The sequence below is a fragment of the Methylobacterium sp. 4-46 genome, from assembly GCF_000019365.1.
Taxonomy (GTDB): Bacteria; Pseudomonadota; Alphaproteobacteria; order Rhizobiales; family Beijerinckiaceae; genus Methylobacterium.
The window spans coordinates 6,772,346-6,789,220 of the sequence record NC_010511.1; the positions used below are offsets into that span (position 1 = coordinate 6,772,346).

Genomic DNA, 16,875 nt, shown 5'->3' on the forward strand with positions numbered 1-16,875 from the left:
GGTCCGTCCCTCCCGTGCTCAGAACCGGGCCACCAGCACCATCCCGACGATCATCAGCAGGGCTCCGAGCAGGCGCCAGACGTTGGCCGCGTGCACCTCGAAACCAAGCCAGCCGAAATGGTCGAGCAGCACGGAGGCAATCACCTGTCCGGTGACAACAGAGGCCATCAGGGTCGCGGCACCCAAGCGGTAGGCCAGCAGGATCGCGGCCAAGCCGTAGGCTGCACCCGCCACCCCCCCGATCCAGGCCCACCAGAGCACGCCCGAGAGCTTGTCGAAGTCCGGCCAGGACTGGCGGCTGACAAGGTTGGCGAGAACGACGATGCTGATCCCGAGCCCGTAGTTGATCAGCAGAGCTGGCAGGGGTTCGCCCAGGCTCTTCTTCAGCGCCGCATTGCTGCCCGCCTGGAGCGTCGTCAGAGCGCCCGCGAGCACCGCGAAGGGAACCATCATCCAAGACAGCATGCCGGTCGTATGTCCACCAAACCGCCTAGCTCTTGGGCACTTTCAGGTGCTCGATCGTGTAGTCGGCGTTGCAGAGGTCGCCCTCGTCGCCACCATCGCCGAAGGCCGTCAGCGTGTCGGCCACGCCGATCAGGTAGGCACCGCACCACCCGGACGCCGCGCCCTGCTCGGCGCGGCACACCGCTTCGAGACTGCGTGTCGTCCGGTCGCGCATGTCCACAATGTGCGCTCCCTGACCGGCGCCTGAGGGTTGCACGTCGGTGGCCACCGTGGTCAGCCCGCCAGCAAGGACGGCCATCGGAACAGCGACCCGGGCAAGCATGCGGGCCTCCAACTTACCGCCTCGCGGGGTGCCTGCACGCCGTCACGTGTGATCTCAGCCGCTTCAGCGCCGTCTTGGCCAGTCCTTCCGGGGCCTCCTCGGGGACCGGAAACACCGAGCTGACGTTGATCTCGCACAGCACGTAGGTGTCCTCCCCCGCGGGCGTCGGCGGACCCAGCAGGAAATCGGCGTCCCAGATCACCGGCAGGGCGTCCAGGTCGATCCCCAGCAGGTGAGCCATCTGCGGCACCCACTCGTGTTCCAGCAAGTCCCGCAGGTGCTGGAACCGGGGATCGTCCGGCCCGGAGTAGAGGCGCGGCCCGGCCGGCCCGATCTCAGGCGGCGCCAGGGCGCGGACCAGCTGATGGCCGAACCCCACCACCTGGTCACCGGAGAGGTAGCCGCGGACCATGCCCTCCAGGTGCCGTGCCTGGAACGGCTGATCCACCAGCGTGCCGGCATGGGTGAAGTCGACCAGCCGTTCCGCCATGAACGCGTCGAGGGGGACGGTGCGCACGCGGCGGTCGCCCCAGGCCTCCTGCACGATGACGTCCGCACCGGCGGCCCGTTCGACCTTCCAGACCCCTTGCCCGCCGTTGCCGCGGTTCCGCTTCAGCACCCGCGGACCCGCGGCCACCCGCGCGGGAAACGCCGCTCTGAACGAGGCGGGCTCCGGATAGACGTACGTGTCCGTGCCCCAACCCAGCTCTCGGGTTCGGAACAGCACCTCCTTGGTGCCCATCTTGGCGATGACGTCCGGATGGGCGCTGACGAAGATGCCGGCCGCGGCCACCTCCCGCAGCAGGTCGTCCAGCCGCCCCCGACCATCGCCGTCCGGGGTCGTGATCGGGTTTACCCAGACCAGCACGCCATCCACGCCCATCAGCTGAGCGCGAACCTCATCGCTGAGCGCGTCCGACCAGACGGCCGGTTCCGCGGCAATCCCCTGCTGCGCCAGTGCGGCGAAGATCGCACTGAGGCGGCCTGTGTCCGGCCGTGCCTCGGCACGCGCCTGCGCATCGCCGTGGGAAACAACGGCAACCTTGAAGCGGCGTTGAGGAGCACCGGTCATGACCACCTCAGACAATGCCCAGCAGCCCTGCCCCTGGCGCAGTCCGGCTGAGTTCGTGACATCTGCCCACCCCTAATCGACGGGTCGAAACACCAAGACGGCCGCGCCCGCTGTGCCAGTGTCGGGCGCCGCCACGAGCAGACGGTCGAGCGCGGGCAGGAACAGGGAGGTCCGCGCCCCTGGTCGGGTCGGGATGCGCGCGAGGGCGCGATAGGAGCGCCCGTCCTCCTGCAGGACGTCGACCACACCTTGTCCGCAGCTGACGTAGACCCGCCGGCGCTTGGGATCGAGGGAGATGTCGTCCGCGTCGCCACAGGTCGGCACCCGGGCAAGCACGCTCCCGTCCTGCACGGCGAAGACGGCCAGGAGGGCAGGAGACCGATAGACGACGAGGAGCCGCGCGCCGGCTTCGTCCAACGCCATCGGGAAGTTGCCGCCCGCAGAGGGCAGGCTCCAGCGCGCGATCTGGCGGCCGTTGTCGCGATCGAGCACCGCGATCTCGTGCGCTTCGGGCACATTGACGTAGATCTGGCGTCCCTGAGCGTCGAGCTGGAACGCCTCGGGATGTCCGGCGAGCGGGACCTCCGCCAGCTTGGTGCCGTCCGGCCCAAGAACCGCGATCGCGCCTTGCCCGTAGCCGATGACGACCTGCTTCGCACGCGGATCGATCCGAAGGTTATCGGCGTCCTCACCCAGCCTCACGGCGCCGAGCGGCGCGTAATCCGAGCCGCTGTAGCGGCGCACGGTGCCGTCACCTGCGCTCGCCACGAACACGGTGTCGTTGTCGGCCAGATAGGCGATGCCCTGCGGCGCACGGAGGCCCGCGATGCGATGCACGAGCCGACCGTCGCCGACGTCGATGACGCCGATGCTGCCATTGCCGAGCTCGGCGACGAGCAGCCGGTGCCGGGCAGCATCGAAGGCAAGGTGGTCGATGCGGCCGCGCACGTCGCCGAGCGGGATCGTTCGGTCAAGCAGCAACGGTGTGGTGCCGGCGGCCAATCCTGGCGCGGGTTGGGCGGCAAGCAGCAGGCCGGCCGCCACCTGAGCAAGAACGGATCCGAAGAGCTTCGACGACATGGGCCTGTCACTTTTGGAGAGAGTCGACTTACCCCGGGGTTTCTGTGTAGCCATCATGACCCAAGGCTAAGAATAGCCTCGTCGCGTTCTCCCAGCGGATCGCCTGCATGAAGGTGTCGACGTAGGTCGCGGCCTTGGCGCCGTAGTCGACGTGGTAGGAATGCTCGTACATGTCGAGCGCCAGGATCGGCACGCCTCCCGCCAGCGTGTGCGCGTGGTCGGCAGCCCACTGGTTGACCAGCTTGCCGTCCCGCGGCGACCAGGACAGGAGCACCCACCCGGAACCGCCGGCCAGGGCCTTGCCCATGGCGACGAACTCCGAGCGCCAGCGCCGGACCGAACCAAAGCTGCGGGCGAGGGCGTGACGCAGTGCCGGCCCCGGTTCACTCTCCTCGCCGAGCCCATCGAAGAAGAGTTCATGCAGGATCATGGAGTTCATCGCGATCAACTGCTCGCGCTTGAGCCCGTTGATCATGAAGCCGGAGGCGGTCTCGTAGTCCAACCCGGAGATCTGTTCCTCTAGGAGATTCAGGCGCTTCACGGCGCCCCCGTAGCTGTTCTCGTAATGGCTGATGATCAGCCGTTCCGACATGCCTTTGATCCGGGCGGGGTCGCAACCGAGCGGTTTTATGGCGTAGGTCATCCCGATCTCCCCTGATCGCGTGCAGGCCTGATCACCCCGGGGCCAGCCGGTCCCCTCATTGCGTGCTGCTCGCGACGAGCGGCCTGGCTGGCCTGTGCGCGTGGCCTTAGAGCATTTTCCGACGAAGTGGATGCCGGTTCGTCGCGGAAAATGCGGCAAGATCAAAGATCGAGAGCGGCACCCGATTGCAACGTGATCGGGTGCCGCTCTAGCCGCCCGGCGCGACGTTGATGTGCTTGAGGGCCTCGTTCAGCCCTTTCGCGAGCTTGCCGGCATTGTCATTGGCCCAGAAGTGCATGAAGAACAGCCGCGGCTCATCGTCGAGCATGTGGTTGTGCAGGGCAGTCACCTCGATGCCATTCTGGCGCAGGGCCGCGAGTACCGGATTGACCTCCTTGGCGGTCAACACGAAGTCACCCGTAATGGCCGCCTTGCCGCTCCCGGTCGGCTGGAAGTTGATGGCAATGGCCGAACCCATCGCCTCCGGCACCTCCATGCCGTGGTCCTTCGGCGTCTCCGCGCGCGGCACGCTGACGGCATAGACGCCGCCGTTGAGCTTGCCCTTTCGTCCGAGCGCTGCGTCGATGGCCGCAGTGTCGAGGTTTGGGGTCTGGTCCGCCGGCGTCGCCTGCGCAGGGGCCGGGCTTGGATTGCCGGCCGGAGGCGTGCCCGCGGCGGTCTCGGCGCCGAACGGCGTCCGGCTGGCGCCGAGCGCGCCCATCAGCGTGGTGGCGAGCTTCCCGGGCTCCCCGTGCCCGGAGACGTGCATGTAGAGGGTGCTGGGCGAGGAGCGCAGCAGGTGGTTGTGCAGGGCCGTGATCTCCACCCCGCCCTCGAGCAGGCGGGCCATCACCGGGTTCACCTCGTCCTCAGTGAGCACGAGATCGCCCATCACCATCGCTTGGTTCTCACCGACCTTCCTGAAGGCGAGCCAGGACCCCAGGGCGAAGGTCGGCTTGAGGGTCACGCCGTCGAGCGTGACCTTCAGATCGGTCCGCGGCAGCCCGACCCGGTAGACCCCACCCGGCATTTCCGTGCCGGCCTTGCCGAGGCCGCTGGCGATCGCCTGCTGCCAGGGCTCGGCAGCCTGCGCGGACGGCGCAAGCACCACCAGCCCGAGAGCGAGAACGGGAGTCATCCACGAACGCATGGTCATCTCCTTCGTCATCAGCGGTGGGTGAGGCCGGCGTCAGCGGCGCCGGACCGGAGCTTGCAGCACACCCTCCTCGGGCAGAGCGCGGTCACGGCGCAGTTCGACGCGGCTGCCGGCCATCCAGACCTGGACACACGGGTCGTCATCCAGGCACAGCGTGTCGCCCTTGAGCCGCCAGGTGCCGGTCCGCGGCCGCCCCATGGACACGGCCTGCAGCCGGCCACCCGGCGCGAACTGGTAGGACCAGTGCACCTCGTCGGTGACCTCCTTGCCGACCAGGCGGGCGCGGATCTGCGGCCCGGTGAGCTGCTGAAAGACCCCCGCAGCCGGTGCCGGCTGCGCCGGCACCAAGCCGGTCTGCAGGGCGGCGGCACCCAGCCCGCGCGTGCGACAGGAAGCGCGCATCAGACGATCCCCACGAGATACAGGGCCAGCCCCACCGCTGAGCAGGCGGCCAGGGTCACGATCATGCCGACCTGGAAGCGGAACACTGCGACGATCGCGGCCAGCGCCAGCAGTAGCGCCGGGACGTTCACGCTGGAGAGGACCGGCACCTCCAGCCGGAGTGGCCCAAGCGCGACCGGCTGCACCTGGGTGAACACCGTGTGGAGGGCGAACCAGACCGCGAGGTTGAGGATCACCCCCACCACGGCCGCGGTGATGGCCGAGAGGGCGCCGGCCAGGGCCGGGTTGCCGCGTAAGCGCTCGATGTAAGGGGCGCCGACGAAGATCCACAGGAAGCAGGGCGCGAAGGTCACCCAGGTGGTCAGCAACCCGCCGAGCGTGCCGGCGACGAGCGGCGGCAGCGCGCCGGGCGCCCGGAAGGCGGCCATGAAGCCCACGAACTGCGTGACCATGATGAGGGGGCCGGGCGTGGTCTCGGCCATGCCGAGACCGTCGAGCATCTCGCCGGGCTTGAGCCAGCCGTAATGCTCCACCGCCTGCTGGGCGACGTAGGCCAGCACCGCGTAGGCGCCCCCGAACGTCACCATCGCCATCTTGGAGAAGAACACCGCGACGTGGCTGAACACGTCGTTCGGCCCGAGGGCGAGCAGGATGGCGGCGACCGGCAGCAGCCAAATGGCCGCCCAGACGCCCAGCACGCGGACGGTGTCCCTGGGCGCGGCATGCTCCTGCGGGAGTTCGTCGTCGCCGAGCAGGAAGGGGCCTTCAGCGACCGTGCTGCCGCTGCCGTGGCCGCCCCCGGCCCGGAACTCCGGCCGGCCGGCGCGGCCGCCCAAATAGCCGATCACGCCGGCCGCCAGCACGATCAGCGGGAACGGCACGTCGAAGACGAAGATCGCCGCGAAGGCCGCGGCCGCCAGCGCGACCATCACCCGGCTCTTGAGCGCCCGCCGGCCGATGCGCTGGACGGCCTGGAGCACGATGGCGAGCACCGCCGCCTTCAGGCCGAAGAACAGGCCGGCCACCAGGCCGACCTGGCCATACAGCGCGTAGATCCAGCTGAGCGTCATGATCGCCAGGATGCCCGGGACGACGAACAGCCCGCCGGCCACCAGGCCGCCGCGGCTGCCGTGCATCAGCCAGCCGACGTAAGTGGCGAGTTGCTGCGCTTCCGGCCCGGGCAGCAGCGTGCAGAAGTTCAAGGCGTGCAGGAAGCGGTTCTCGGAGATCCAGCGCTTCTCCTCGACCAGGATGCGGTGCATCACCGCGATCTGGCCGGCCGGGCCGCCGAACGAGAGGCCGGCCACGCGCAGCCAGACCGGCAGGGCCTGCGCCAGGGTGACCGGAACGGGGCCGGCGGCCACCATGCCCGGCGTGGTGGCACTCACCGTGCTGCTCATCGTCAGACCCCCGGCTTGGGCTTGTTGGTCGGCCAGTTGTGGGTCTCGTCGGTGGCGTCGCGGCACCAGCGGTAGAAGGCGTCGTAGAGGAGCATGCCGGCATTGAGCTGCTCCAGGTCGTCGGCGTACATCCGCGACAGCCCGAGCGAGGCGGCGAGCAGGCCCGCGGCCTCGGGCGCGAGGTCGAGCCGGGCGGTGTCGGCGCCACGGACGATCGCAGCCAGTTGGCGCAGGGGCGCGGTGCCGAGGTTCAGCTCCTCGACCAAGACATCGAAGGTGCACAGCTCGCCGCGGTGGCTCCAGACCACCTCCGGGTCGTCGATGTCGAACGCGGCGCCGCCGAAGCGCGCGGCCACCGCCTCAACCTCAGGGGACGGCACGAACAGGAACACGGCAGAGGGATCGACGAAGCGGCGGATCAGCCACGGGCAGGCGATGCGGTCGATCTTCGGCCGCGCGCGGGTGACCCAGACCGTCCGGCCCCGGGCGTCGCGGGTTGGCAGCTTGGCGTCCGGCACCGTCGGCAGCTCGGCGGCGCGCCACGCCTCGGTGCCGCCCTCCAGGCTTTCGGCCGGCACGCCTTCCTGGCGCAGCCAGGCGGCCACGCCGTGACTGAGTTTCTGGCCGCGCTGGCAGATTACGATGGCGGAGCGGCCAGCGAGGGCGCCGGCCCACGAGGCTACCTCGGCCCAGGGGCGGCGCACGGCGCTCGGGATTAAGCACGGGTCCGCGGCGAAATCTTCCTCGGTGCGCACATCGAGGAGCACCGGGCAGCCGGGGGTGCCGATCAGGCGAACGAGCTTATCGACAGGGATGGCGTTGGGCGTAGGCATGGCGCGTCCTTGCAAGAGATGCAGGCTGGACGCGATTCTTCAGCCGGAGCCTCGTCGGGAGATCGCTTCCCGAAGGCGGAACAGAAGACCTCCGCAGCGCGCGTGTCAAGCGCCCGACCAACGGTTCGGTTTGCGGTATCCCCTTAGAGTGAAGCGCGGGTCGGGTCGGCCGCCTCCGGCTCCCGCTTCACCTGCTCCAACCCGCGCGGCAGCTCACGCGGGAGCGTGGGGCGCCGGTAGGGCGCGAGCTTGCGCCACGCCCTGATCTCCGGACCGTTCGGCCGGCAGCCGAGGCACCAGCCGGTGCGACCGCCCCACTCACACCCCGATGCAGCCACACTGCATCCGTGGTGCCACTCACCGCCCAGCACTCATGAAGCGTGAGGAGGCCGCCGCCGACTTCGAATGGCCGCTGTCGGGTGTCGAGCGGCCATTCCGGCGGCATCGGTCGAAGGTCTGGAACGGGCGCATTCCGGCCCCGATCTGTCCTGAGCCTGGACTGTCGCGGCGAACTTATTCAAGCCCGCTGTGATCGGGACATAAGCCGCAGACGCCGCGAGTCACTGCGTCGGCCGGTGATCCGATTGCCAAGTCGATCATGAACCTGATGCGCCACCACACGGCGGTCGTCGCGACGTCCACCCCTCCTGGATGGAGGCCGCGTGCAGGCTCCCGGGCGATGAGGAGGGCACCCGCGTGAACCTGCCGCCGATCGGACCAGCGAACCGAACTGGACGGTCTGGCAACGGCAGAGGGCGTGAGGTGCGATCTGGCCGCCCTCTGGGCTCAACTGCGAGCCTGCCCGGGCTGGTCGGGCGCAGAACCGGGCTGCTTCGAGAAGGTGCCCGCGCTCAATTTGGCCGTCCGGGCTATCCTCCAACGGTATCCCGCATCAAAGCGCATGCAGGGAGCCTTACGCTGCTGCAGTATTGTATTTCTCGATTCTGAGCTGCCGCCCAAGCAAGATGGCAACTCGCTCAAGGTTACGTTGCGCGAGACTACGATCCAACTCGCGTAGCACTCGGCACTTGATCAGCGCTCTGGCAGACCGCTTCATGATAGCCCCTTGTGCGCCAGCCTGGCCGCGAAAGCATCGCTACTGGCATTCTTGAAAGCGATTTTACAGCAGGCTTACAGCCGCGGCCACATACCCGAATGGTGCAGAGTGACACAGGCTGGCCACTCTGACGTCGCTCATTGCCTCACTCGGTCGCCTTAGCTCTCCGTGGGCGGCCCGGCCCCCTCTTTGGCGTGGCCGGTGCCGTCACCTTGGGGTCAGGACTGGCGCGCTTCTCGGCTGGCGACCGATGGCGACGCTGGCCAAGCCCGCTGGTCTTGGCGAGTTCCGATCGGTGGGCCGCGTAGTTCGACGCTACCATTGGATAGTCGGACGGCAGACCGAACTTCTTCCGGTACTCGTCCGGGGTCAGGCCCTGCGTGGTGAGGTGCCGCTTGAGCGTCTTGTAGGGCTTTCCGTCGATGAGGCTGATCAGGGCATCCGGCGTGATCGACTTCCTGATCTGGGCGGCAGTCGCCTTGGGCGTCTCCTCTGCCGGTGGCGTGGCGGGCTTCCCAAGGCCCTGAAGGGCAGTGTGAAGCGAAGCGATGAGGCTTGGCAACTCACCTGCTGACACCCGGTTGCTCGAGACATAGGCCGAAACAATATCGGCCACCTGTTCGATCAGTGCACCCTCTTGCGTGGGAGCTTTGCTTTCAAACTCAGGCATTCGGCGGTCTCCTTACGCTGTTAACATATGTTTTAGAGTGACTGCATGCAGCTTATACCGGGAATGCCGCCGCCGAGCAGAAGATCCACCCCATCCACAGAATTTGCGCCCCCTGAGCGTAGAGGCCGAAGATGTCTGACGCGAACCCTCTCCTTGCAAAGTCTGCGATCGCTTTGGAAAAACGGTGGCCGAGCTGAAGAAGCAGCTCGATGCGATCCAGAAGAGCGATGCGAAGAAGATCGGAGACACGTGGGCGGACACGGCCAAGTGTATCCTAGGGTCCAGACTCAATCGGCACCAGAACGCGACGACAGCCGCGAGGGCGAGCGCGGAAGCGAAGTTGCGGGCGAGTTCGTCGTCGCGGGTGGCGATGCGCCGGAAGTCCTTCAGGCGGCAGAAGACCGCCTCGATGCGCCAGCGGTCACGGGAGCGTTGCTTGTCCAGCCGGATCTTGCGTGTGCGGGCGCGGGTAGCGGGGTGACCGCGCTGATGCCCTGCTCCCGCAGGTTCCGCCGCAGCCAGTCGGCATCGTAGCCCTTGTCGGCGATCAACCGATGCACCCGGCCGGGCGCCTGGGCCAGCCCGGCGGGCGCGGTCTTCACGTCGCTGGCGTTGCCGGGCGTGAGGTGGATGACCCCCGGTCGGCCGATCACGTCGGTGAGGACGTGGATCTTGGTCGTCGCGCCAGCGCGCGAGGGACCGATCTCCTGTGCGCGGGCCCCCCTTTCCCCCGTGGGCCCTCCGCTGGGCTTTGACGCAGGTCGCCTCAAGGGCGGCGGCCTCGCCGGACCACCCGGCTTTGGCCAGGGCGGCCAGCATGGCGGTCCGGAAGCCGCGGCGCGACCACCTGGTGAAGCGGTTGTAGACGGTGGTCGCGGGCCCGTACTCAGGAGGACAGTCCTGCCAGCGGCCGCTCTTGAGGACGAAGGATGCCCGAGAGGATCGTGCGGTCATCCTTGCGGCGAGCGCCGGGCCGGTTGGTGGGCATGAACGGCGCGATCGTTTGCCACTGCTCGTCCGACAGCCAGAACAGCTCTGCCATGGCCTCCGCCATCTGGGAGGCGTCTGGAATCACGTTATGCTCATCATCGCAATACGTTGAGTGGGTTTAGACCCTGAACTCCAGGCGGTTGCATTCCAACCCCGCCACGCCCGTCCAGACGCTTCCGGCCGCCACAGTAGGCGGCAGATGATCACGAGCCCGCGCGGCGCCTGCGCGAAGCCGACATCCGCATGGCCGAAAGGGGAGATGGCGAAGCCGTCAACCGGATGGCGGATGAGAGGCCGATAAACAGCCCCTCGACTTGCGCCCTGGCCGGACCGGCTCAGAGGTCTTCTGGAGGCTGTCCGTGGGTTCCGTAATCCGCACCATGCTACGCCTTTGCGAATTCGTGGTCCTGACGCGCGCGAGGGCGGGCACAATCTTAACCCGTCGAGGAGCACCTCGTGGGGTATCCCCGTTGCTTGGCTGGATCTACAGAGCCGGCTCACACCACGGGAGGGATTGGGGCGGGCCGATCGGCTGATGGTGCTCAAGGCTCCACGTGAGCGGCACGATTCGGTGCCGCTCGCTGTTACCCGTCGTGTTGCCCGGAAAACGAAACCGCCCTCTCGGGCGGCTCGGACTGGCAGCTAAGTGCTTGAAGTCCTTGGAGCGGGTGAAGGGAATCGAACCCTCGTATTCAGCTTGGAAGGCTGCTGCTCTACCATTGAGCTACACCCGCGCGGGGACCCCGATAGCACGGGGCTCCGGCGATGAGAAGCGGTCAGGCGGGGCCGCGCGAGGGCGCGAGGCGCGCGATGATCGGCGCCGCGAGGGCGTGGTAGAGCCCCTCGGGGCAGATCAGCTTCGAGGTCGCGTCGGCGAGCAGGGCGGCGATCATCAGGGGGATCACCAGGGCGTGGGCCTCGGTCATCTCGGAGACGATCACGAAGGAGGTGATCGGCGCCTGCAGCACGCCGGCGAGGTAGGCCACCATGGCGATCAGCACCAGGGCGCCGGCCGGGGCCGCCGGGAGCAGCGGGGCGAGGTGCGCGCCCAGCCCCGCCCCCACCGCGAGCGAGGGCGCGAACAGCCCGCCCGGAATGCCGCTGATCGAGGAGAGCGTGGTGGCGGCGAATTTCGCCGGGCCGAACCAGGGCGCGGGCGCGGCCTCGCCGTGCAGCAGCGCCCTCGCCTCCGCGTAGCCGGTGCCGTGGACGTGGCCGCCGGTGGCGAGCCCGCACAGGGCGACGCCGAGGCCGCACAGCATCGCGAAGGCGATCGGATGCGCCCGCATCAGCGCCCCCGGCCGCCCCGGCAGCCCGCGGGCGGCCGCGATCACGATGCGGCTGAACAGCCCGCCGCAGACCCCGCCGAGGAGGCCGAACAGCGGCACCGCGAGCCAGGCCGGCCCGAAGGGCAGGCTCGCCGCCGTCGTGCCGAAATACGCGTAGTTGCCGACGAGGGCGAGGGAAGTCAGGCCCGCGGCGATCACGGTGCCGAGCACGAGGCCGCTCGTCCTGGCCTCGAACGAGCGGCTGAGCTCCTCGATCCCGAACACGATGCCGGCGAGCGGCGTGTTGAAGGCCGCCGCCACCCCGGCCGCCCCGCCCGCGAGCAGGAGGCCGCGCTGGTGCTCCGGCGCCCGGCGGCCGGCCGCCGCCATCAGGGCGGCGCCCACCTGCACGGTCGGCCCCTCGCGCCCCGTCGAGGCGCCGCAGAGGAGGCCGAGCGTCATCACCACGATCTTGCCGAAGGCGACCCGCAGCGAGACCAGGCCCGCGCGCCGGGCCGGATCGGCGATGTGGCGCGCGGCGATCACCTGCGGGATGCCGCTCCCCTCGGAATTCGGGAAGATGGTGCGGGCGAGGAGCGCCGCGAGGCCGAAGCCGAGGGGCGTCACCGCCAGCGCGAGGAGGGGCGAGACGCCGAGCATCGCCTGGAGCGCCGCCTGGGCGGCGTCCGCGAGCTGCGCCATCAGCACCGCCGCCGCTCCGACGCAGAGGCCCCCGACCAGGAAGAGGGCGCGGCGCGTCCCGGGATCGATGATCCGGCGGCGCAGGGGGCCCGAGACGCGCGGCCACGATCCGACCCTGCGCATGCCGCGCCATCCTCCATGAACCGCCCGCGCTCCCGACCCGGGCGCTCCCACCTTGGACGAAAGGGCAGGGGATGCGAAGCTGTTCCGGCCGCGGGCGTGCCATACCCTGTGGGCGGCCCCGAGCGGGATCCGGCCACGCGGCGATCGGATCCCGCTCGCGGTCATCGACGAGGCCGCCTCGTCCGACGAACCGGTCGCGGCCTCGTCGGGCAAGGCTCCAGGGAGAGGCGCGATGCGGGTTCTGGTGGTCGGGGCGGGCGCGACGGGCGGCTATTTCGGGGCGCGGCTCGCCGAGGCCGGGCGGGACGTGACCTTCCTGGTGCGGCCCGCGCGCGCCGCGCGCCTCGCCGCCCGGGGCCTCACCGTGAAGAGCCCGGTGCGCGACGCGCACCTGGCGGCCCCGGCGACCGTCACGGCCGGCGCGATTCCCGGCCCCTACGACCTCGTGCTCCTGAGCTGCAAGGCCTACGACCTCGCCGGCGCGATCGAGGACCTCGCCCCGGCGGTCGGGCCCGGGACCGCGATCCTGCCGATCCTCAACGGCATGGCCCATCTCGACGCCCTCGACGCCCGCTTCGGGCCCGCGCGCGTGCTCGGCGGCTCCTGCGCCATCGCGGCGACGCTCGGCCCGGAGGGCGAGATCGTGCAGATGAGCGACCTGCACAGCCTCACCTTCGGCGAGCGGGACGGGACGCGCTCGGCCCGGGTCGAGGCGGTCGCGGCGCTGATGCGGGACGCCACCTTCACGGCCCGGCTCACCGACAAGGTGCTGCTGGAGATGTGGGAGAAGTGGGTCTTCCTCGCGACGCTCGCGGGCGGGACCTGCCTGATGCGGGGCACGGTCGGGGACATCGTCGGGGCGCCGGGGGGGCGGGCGCTGATGCTCGGCCTCCTCGACGAGTGCCGCCGCATCGCCGCGCAGGCCGGCTACGCCCCGCGCGAGAAGTTCCTGGAGACCAGCCGCGGCACCCTCACGGCCGAGGGCTCCGCCTTCACCGCCTCGATGCTGCGCGACATCGAGAAGGGGGCCGCCATCGAGGCCGACCACATCGTCGGCGACCTGCTGCGGCGCGGCCGCGCCGGGGCGCCCGAGGCGCCCTTCCCGCATCTCGACACGGTGCTCACCCATCTCAAGACCTACGAGCGGCGGCGCGCCCGTCAGGAGGCCCGCGCCTGATACGCCATCCGGTTGATGGCTTCGCCATCTCCGATTTCGGCCATGCGGATGTCGGCGTCGCTCAGGCGCCGCGCTCAGGCGCCGCGCGGGCGCGTGATCCGGGATCCGCTGCGATCACGCGGATCCCGTATGACACGAACGGTCATCTCTCATGACCGTCGGTTCCGTTCTCCAAGCAAAGTTGCATGGGGCCATCCTGCTTGGTCTGTTGGTGTCGCATCATGTTTCGCTGACGCGGTGCTTCGGTTCGCCGCCGAACCGGTGGCCACGTCGGCACCGGCCGGTCCCGGCCGGCGGAATGATGCGCAGGGGTCGCCAAGCCTCCGGCTCGGGGTCGACCCGTCGAGAGGGCCGACGGCCGGATGCGTCGGCACCCTGGGCCGTCGACATGACTGCCGCGGTCGCTTGCCGCAGCGCGCATCCGAACTAAGCTCCGCGGCGTTTGGGCCGGTTGGGATCTGGGAGAGTCGCGATGGCCGAGAGCGAGCCCCGCGTCGAGGCCGCCACCCCGTCGCCCTGCTGCGCGCCGGCGGTGCTGTCGGATTTCGCGTCCTTCTTCGAGGAGCAGCGCCGCAAGCGCCACGCCGCCGAGGAGCCGGCCGCGGCGCCCGCCCCCGCCGCGCCGCTCTCGCCCGAGGACCTGCGGCGCGTCGCCCTGCTGAAGGGCATCGCCGCCGAGGTGCTCGAAGCCGCCGCCGCCCAGCTCGCCCCCTGCGGCGTCCTCGTCGAGCGCGGGCCCTCCCTGCGCGGCCGCCCGGATTTCGAGCAGGCCTACACGCAGTTCATGCTCATCAACCGCGGCAGCGGCCGCGCCTCGCCGGTCTACGTGATGAGCATCACGGATGCCGGCTACTTCCTCGCCAGCGCCTGCGACCCGGCCCTCGACCACGACCGCGACGACCGCCAGGTCACCCACGCGGCCGCGAGCGAGCTCACCTGCGAAATCGTCGCCCGGGTGGTGAAGGACGCGATCCTGCACGTGGTGTGATGCACGGCCCAGGATGCCGACGGACCGGGCCGTCGCGCCTCTCGAAGGGGCGACCCCGGGCCGGAGGCGTGGCGAGAAATGCGAGGGCGGAACCGGCGGTCATGAGCCGTCAGCGCCGGTGTGAGCCGGCTCACTGGCCGCTTGACCCGCGCCCCCGAACGGGCGCAGCATGACCGGGTCGAAGTCGACGAGAGGAGGTCAGCGATGTGCGCTCACGGCCATCACCCTCAGGCGACCCGCACGGCCGAAAGCGGCGAGGACACGCCGCCGGACCAGATCCGACAGGGATAGTGGCTCCAGGGCGGTCAGATCCGGCGCGGGCCGAGACGGCATCCTAACCGCGCCGACCCCAAGATACCGGCAACCCTGGGGCGTGGCCCCTGCCCACAAGGCCCGTCGGTCGCCCCGGCGGGCCTCTTCGCGTCACACGGCGCGGGTCAGCCCGCCGTCGACCCGGATGTTCTGCCCGGTGATGTAGCCGCCCCGCGCGGTGGCGAGGAGCGCGACGACCTCGGCCACCTCCGCCACGGTGCCGTAGCGGCCGAGCGGGATGCTGGCGCGCCGCTCCGGCCTCTCCGGCAGGCTGTCGATGAAGCCCGGCAGGACGTTGTTCATGCGGATGTTCTCCGGGGCGTAGCGGTCCGCGAACAGCTTGGCGAAGGCGGCGAGCCCGGCCCGGAAGACGCCCGAGGTCGGGAAGGCCGGATCGGGCTCGAAGGCCGCGAAGGTCGAGATGTTGACGATCGCGCCGCCGCCCTGGCGCTGCATGATCGGCGTGACGAGGCGGGTCGGGCGCACCACGTTGAGGAAATACACCTCCATGCCGCGGTGCCACTCCTCGTCGGAGAGGTCGAGGATCGGGGCGCGCGGCCCGTGCCCGGCGCTGTTGACCAGGACGTCGATCCGCCCGAACCGCGCCATCGCGAGGTCGACGAGGCGCGCGAGGTCGTCGTTGGACTGGTTGGAGCCGGTCACGCCGACCCCGCCGAGTTCCGCCGCCAGCGCCTCGCCGCGGCCGGACGAGGACAGGATCGCGAGGCGGAACCCCTCCTCGGCGAGCCGCCGCGCGGCCCCCGCCCCCATCCCGCTGCCTCCGGCGGTCACCACGGCGACTCTCTCGGTCATCGACTCGCTCCCGTTCGGGCCGGCGCCCGGGCGCGGCCCCGCCCCACCCTGGAGCGGGGGCGGCGCTGGGTCAAAGCCGGCCGGCGCTCCCGCGGCGCCGCGCCCTGCCGTAGAATGGGCGCCATGACGCGCCGTCTCGCCCTCCCGCTCGCCGCCCTCCCGCTCGCCACCCTGGCGATCTCCGTCGCGCAGCCGACCGCCGCCCAGGGCGCGCTGGTGACGAACCCTTTCGCCTCGAACCTGCCCTCGGTGCCGGTGCCGCCGCCCGCGGCACCCGCCGCCTTGCGCTTCCCCGCCGCCGTGGCGCCGGCCTACGCGGACCGCTCGCCCGGCATCGCCCGGCGCCTGACCTGCCTCGACCAGTACCGCGCCAACCGGGCGGCCGGGCGGGGCAATGGCGGCCTGCGCTGGACCGCCCGGGGCGGGGGCTACTATTCCGCCTGCAACCGGCAGCTCGGCGGCTGATCCCGATCCCGTCCCTCCCGCCCCGGACCCGAGCCGATGCGCGACCTCCACGGCGTCTTCCCCTACCTCGTCTCGCCCCTCGACGCGGAGGGCCGGGTGATGCGCCCGGTGCTGGCCGACCTCGTCGAGCACCTGATCGCGGCCGGCGTGCACGGCCTCACGCCCCTCGGCTCGACCGGCGAGTTCGCCTACCTCACCCCCGCGCAGAAGCTCGCCGTGGTCGAGACCGTGGTCGAGGCGGCGGCGGGGCGGGTGCCGGTGATCGCGGGCGTGGCCGCGACCGCGACGGCCGAGGCGGTCTCCCTCGCCCGCGCCGTGATGGAGCGCGGGGCGGACGGCGTCATGGCGACCCTGGAGGCCTATTTCCCGGTGCCCGACGACGGCATCGAGACCTATTTCACCGCCATCGCGGCGGCGGTGGACGGGCCGGTCGTGCTCTACACCAACCCGCATTTCCAGCGCGCCGACCTGTCGCTGCCGCTGATCCGGCGGCTCTCCCGGGTCGGCAACATCCGCTACATCAAGGACGCCTCGACCAATACCGGGCGGCTCCTGTCCATCCTGAGCGAGACCGAGGGGCGGATGCGGGTCTTCGCCGCCTCCTCGCACATCCCGGCCTGCGTGATGCTGATCGGGGGCGTCGGCTGGATGGCGGGGCCGGCCTGCCTGGTGCCGCGCCAGAGCGTCGCCCTCTACGAGCGGGCGCGGGCGGGCGACTGGGCCGGCGCCATGGCGCTCCAGCGCGACCTCTGGGCGGTGAACCAGGCCTTCGCGCGCTACAACCTCGCGGCCTGCGTCAAGGCCGGGCTCGCCCTGCAGGGCTTCGCGGTCGGCGACCCGGTCCCGCCCCAGGCGGCCCTGGACGAGGCGGCGCGCGCCGACCTCGCCCGCATCCTCGGGGCCGCGGGCGCCCTCGCCTGATCGCACTCGCCTGATC

At 70.5% G+C, this 16,875-nt stretch carries 16 protein-coding genes, 1 tRNA gene and 1 pseudogene; 4 read left to right on the top strand and 14 right to left on the bottom strand.

Annotated features, from left to right (window positions below; genetic code table 11):
• Positions 1–18 precede the first annotated feature (18 nt).
• From M446_RS29745 to M446_RS29810, 13 genes and pseudogenes are all read right to left on the bottom strand, one after another.
• Complete coding sequence (locus tag M446_RS29745) at positions 19–465, bottom strand: DMT family transporter (RefSeq protein ID WP_012335803.1); 447 nt, start codon at positions 463–465, stop codon at positions 19–21.
• 25 nt (positions 466–490) lie between these two features.
• The gene (locus M446_RS29750; protein ID WP_012335804.1) at positions 491–787 is read right to left on the bottom strand and encodes a hypothetical protein; all 297 of its coding nucleotides are present in this window, start codon (positions 785–787) and stop codon (positions 491–493) included.
• A gap of 13 nt (positions 788–800) precedes the next feature.
• Entirely contained in the window at positions 801–1,859 is a 1,059-nt protein-coding gene (locus M446_RS29755) for a Cj0069 family protein (protein WP_012335805.1), read from the bottom strand.
• A 72-nt stretch (positions 1,860–1,931) separates the two neighbouring features.
• On the bottom strand, positions 1,932–2,939 hold the full coding sequence (locus M446_RS29760; RefSeq protein WP_012335806.1) for a YncE family protein: 1,008 nt from the start codon (positions 2,937–2,939) through the stop codon (positions 1,932–1,934).
• Between the two features lie 28 nt (positions 2,940–2,967).
• Positions 2,968–3,582, bottom strand: a complete 615-nt coding sequence (locus M446_RS29765) for a superoxide dismutase (RefSeq protein WP_012335807.1) — start codon at positions 3,580–3,582, stop codon at positions 2,968–2,970.
• 208 nt (positions 3,583–3,790) lie between these two features.
• Positions 3,791–4,720, bottom strand: a complete 930-nt coding sequence (locus M446_RS29770; RefSeq protein ID WP_012335808.1) for a DUF1259 domain-containing protein — start codon at positions 4,718–4,720, stop codon at positions 3,791–3,793.
• Between the two features lie 51 nt (positions 4,721–4,771).
• Complete coding sequence (locus M446_RS29775; RefSeq protein ID WP_012335809.1) at positions 4,772–5,140, bottom strand: hypothetical protein; 369 nt, start codon at positions 5,138–5,140, stop codon at positions 4,772–4,774.
• Complete coding sequence (chrA, locus tag M446_RS29780) at positions 5,140–6,540, bottom strand: chromate efflux transporter (protein WP_012335810.1); 1,401 nt, start codon at positions 6,538–6,540, stop codon at positions 5,140–5,142. The genes M446_RS29775 and chrA overlap by 1 nt, the downstream gene beginning before the upstream one ends.
• Before the next feature lie 2 nt (positions 6,541–6,542).
• Entirely contained in the window at positions 6,543–7,373 is an 831-nt protein-coding gene (locus M446_RS29785) for a chromate resistance protein ChrB domain-containing protein (protein WP_012335811.1), read from the bottom strand.
• 1,202 nt (positions 7,374–8,575) lie between these two features.
• Positions 8,576–9,100, bottom strand: coding sequence for a MucR family transcriptional regulator (locus M446_RS29790; RefSeq protein ID WP_012335812.1), 525 nt, complete (start codon positions 9,098–9,100; stop codon positions 8,576–8,578).
• A gap of 294 nt (positions 9,101–9,394) precedes the next feature.
• Positions 9,395–10,142, bottom strand: a pseudogene (locus M446_RS36075) (IS5 family transposase); the annotation flags it as partial.
• 608 nt (positions 10,143–10,750) lie between these two features.
• Positions 10,751–10,824, bottom strand: a tRNA-Gly gene (locus M446_RS29805).
• A gap of 42 nt (positions 10,825–10,866) precedes the next feature.
• On the bottom strand, positions 10,867–12,183 hold the full coding sequence (locus M446_RS29810; protein ID WP_012335813.1) for a chloride channel protein: 1,317 nt from the start codon (positions 12,181–12,183) through the stop codon (positions 10,867–10,869).
• Between the two features lie 232 nt (positions 12,184–12,415).
• On the opposite strand from M446_RS29810, the gene panE reads away from it, so the two are divergent.
• The gene (gene panE, locus M446_RS29815) at positions 12,416–13,360 is read left to right on the top strand and encodes a 2-dehydropantoate 2-reductase (protein WP_012335814.1); all 945 of its coding nucleotides are present in this window, start codon (positions 12,416–12,418) and stop codon (positions 13,358–13,360) included.
• A gap of 472 nt (positions 13,361–13,832) precedes the next feature.
• Positions 13,833–14,348, top strand: coding sequence for a hypothetical protein (locus tag M446_RS29820; RefSeq protein WP_012335815.1), 516 nt, complete (start codon positions 13,833–13,835; stop codon positions 14,346–14,348).
• 423 nt (positions 14,349–14,771) lie between these two features.
• Here M446_RS29820 and M446_RS29825 read toward each other — a convergent pair whose 3' ends face one another.
• A complete protein-coding gene (locus tag M446_RS29825; protein ID WP_012335816.1) occupies positions 14,772–15,473 on the bottom strand; it encodes an SDR family oxidoreductase in 702 nt (233 codons plus the stop codon).
• 123 nt (positions 15,474–15,596) lie between these two features.
• Here M446_RS29825 and M446_RS29830 point away from each other — a divergent pair, with 123 nt between their 5' ends.
• Together M446_RS29830 and M446_RS29835 are read left to right on the top strand one after the other, a co-directional pair.
• Positions 15,597–15,938 (top strand): hypothetical protein, encoded by a 342-nt coding sequence (locus tag M446_RS29830; RefSeq protein WP_012335817.1) that lies wholly within the window; start codon positions 15,597–15,599, stop codon positions 15,936–15,938.
• A gap of 36 nt (positions 15,939–15,974) precedes the next feature.
• Positions 15,975–16,859: a dihydrodipicolinate synthase family protein gene (locus tag M446_RS29835; RefSeq protein ID WP_012335818.1), complete on the top strand. Its 885-nt coding sequence runs from the start codon at positions 15,975–15,977 to the stop codon at positions 16,857–16,859.
• Positions 16,860–16,875 lie beyond the last annotated feature (16 nt).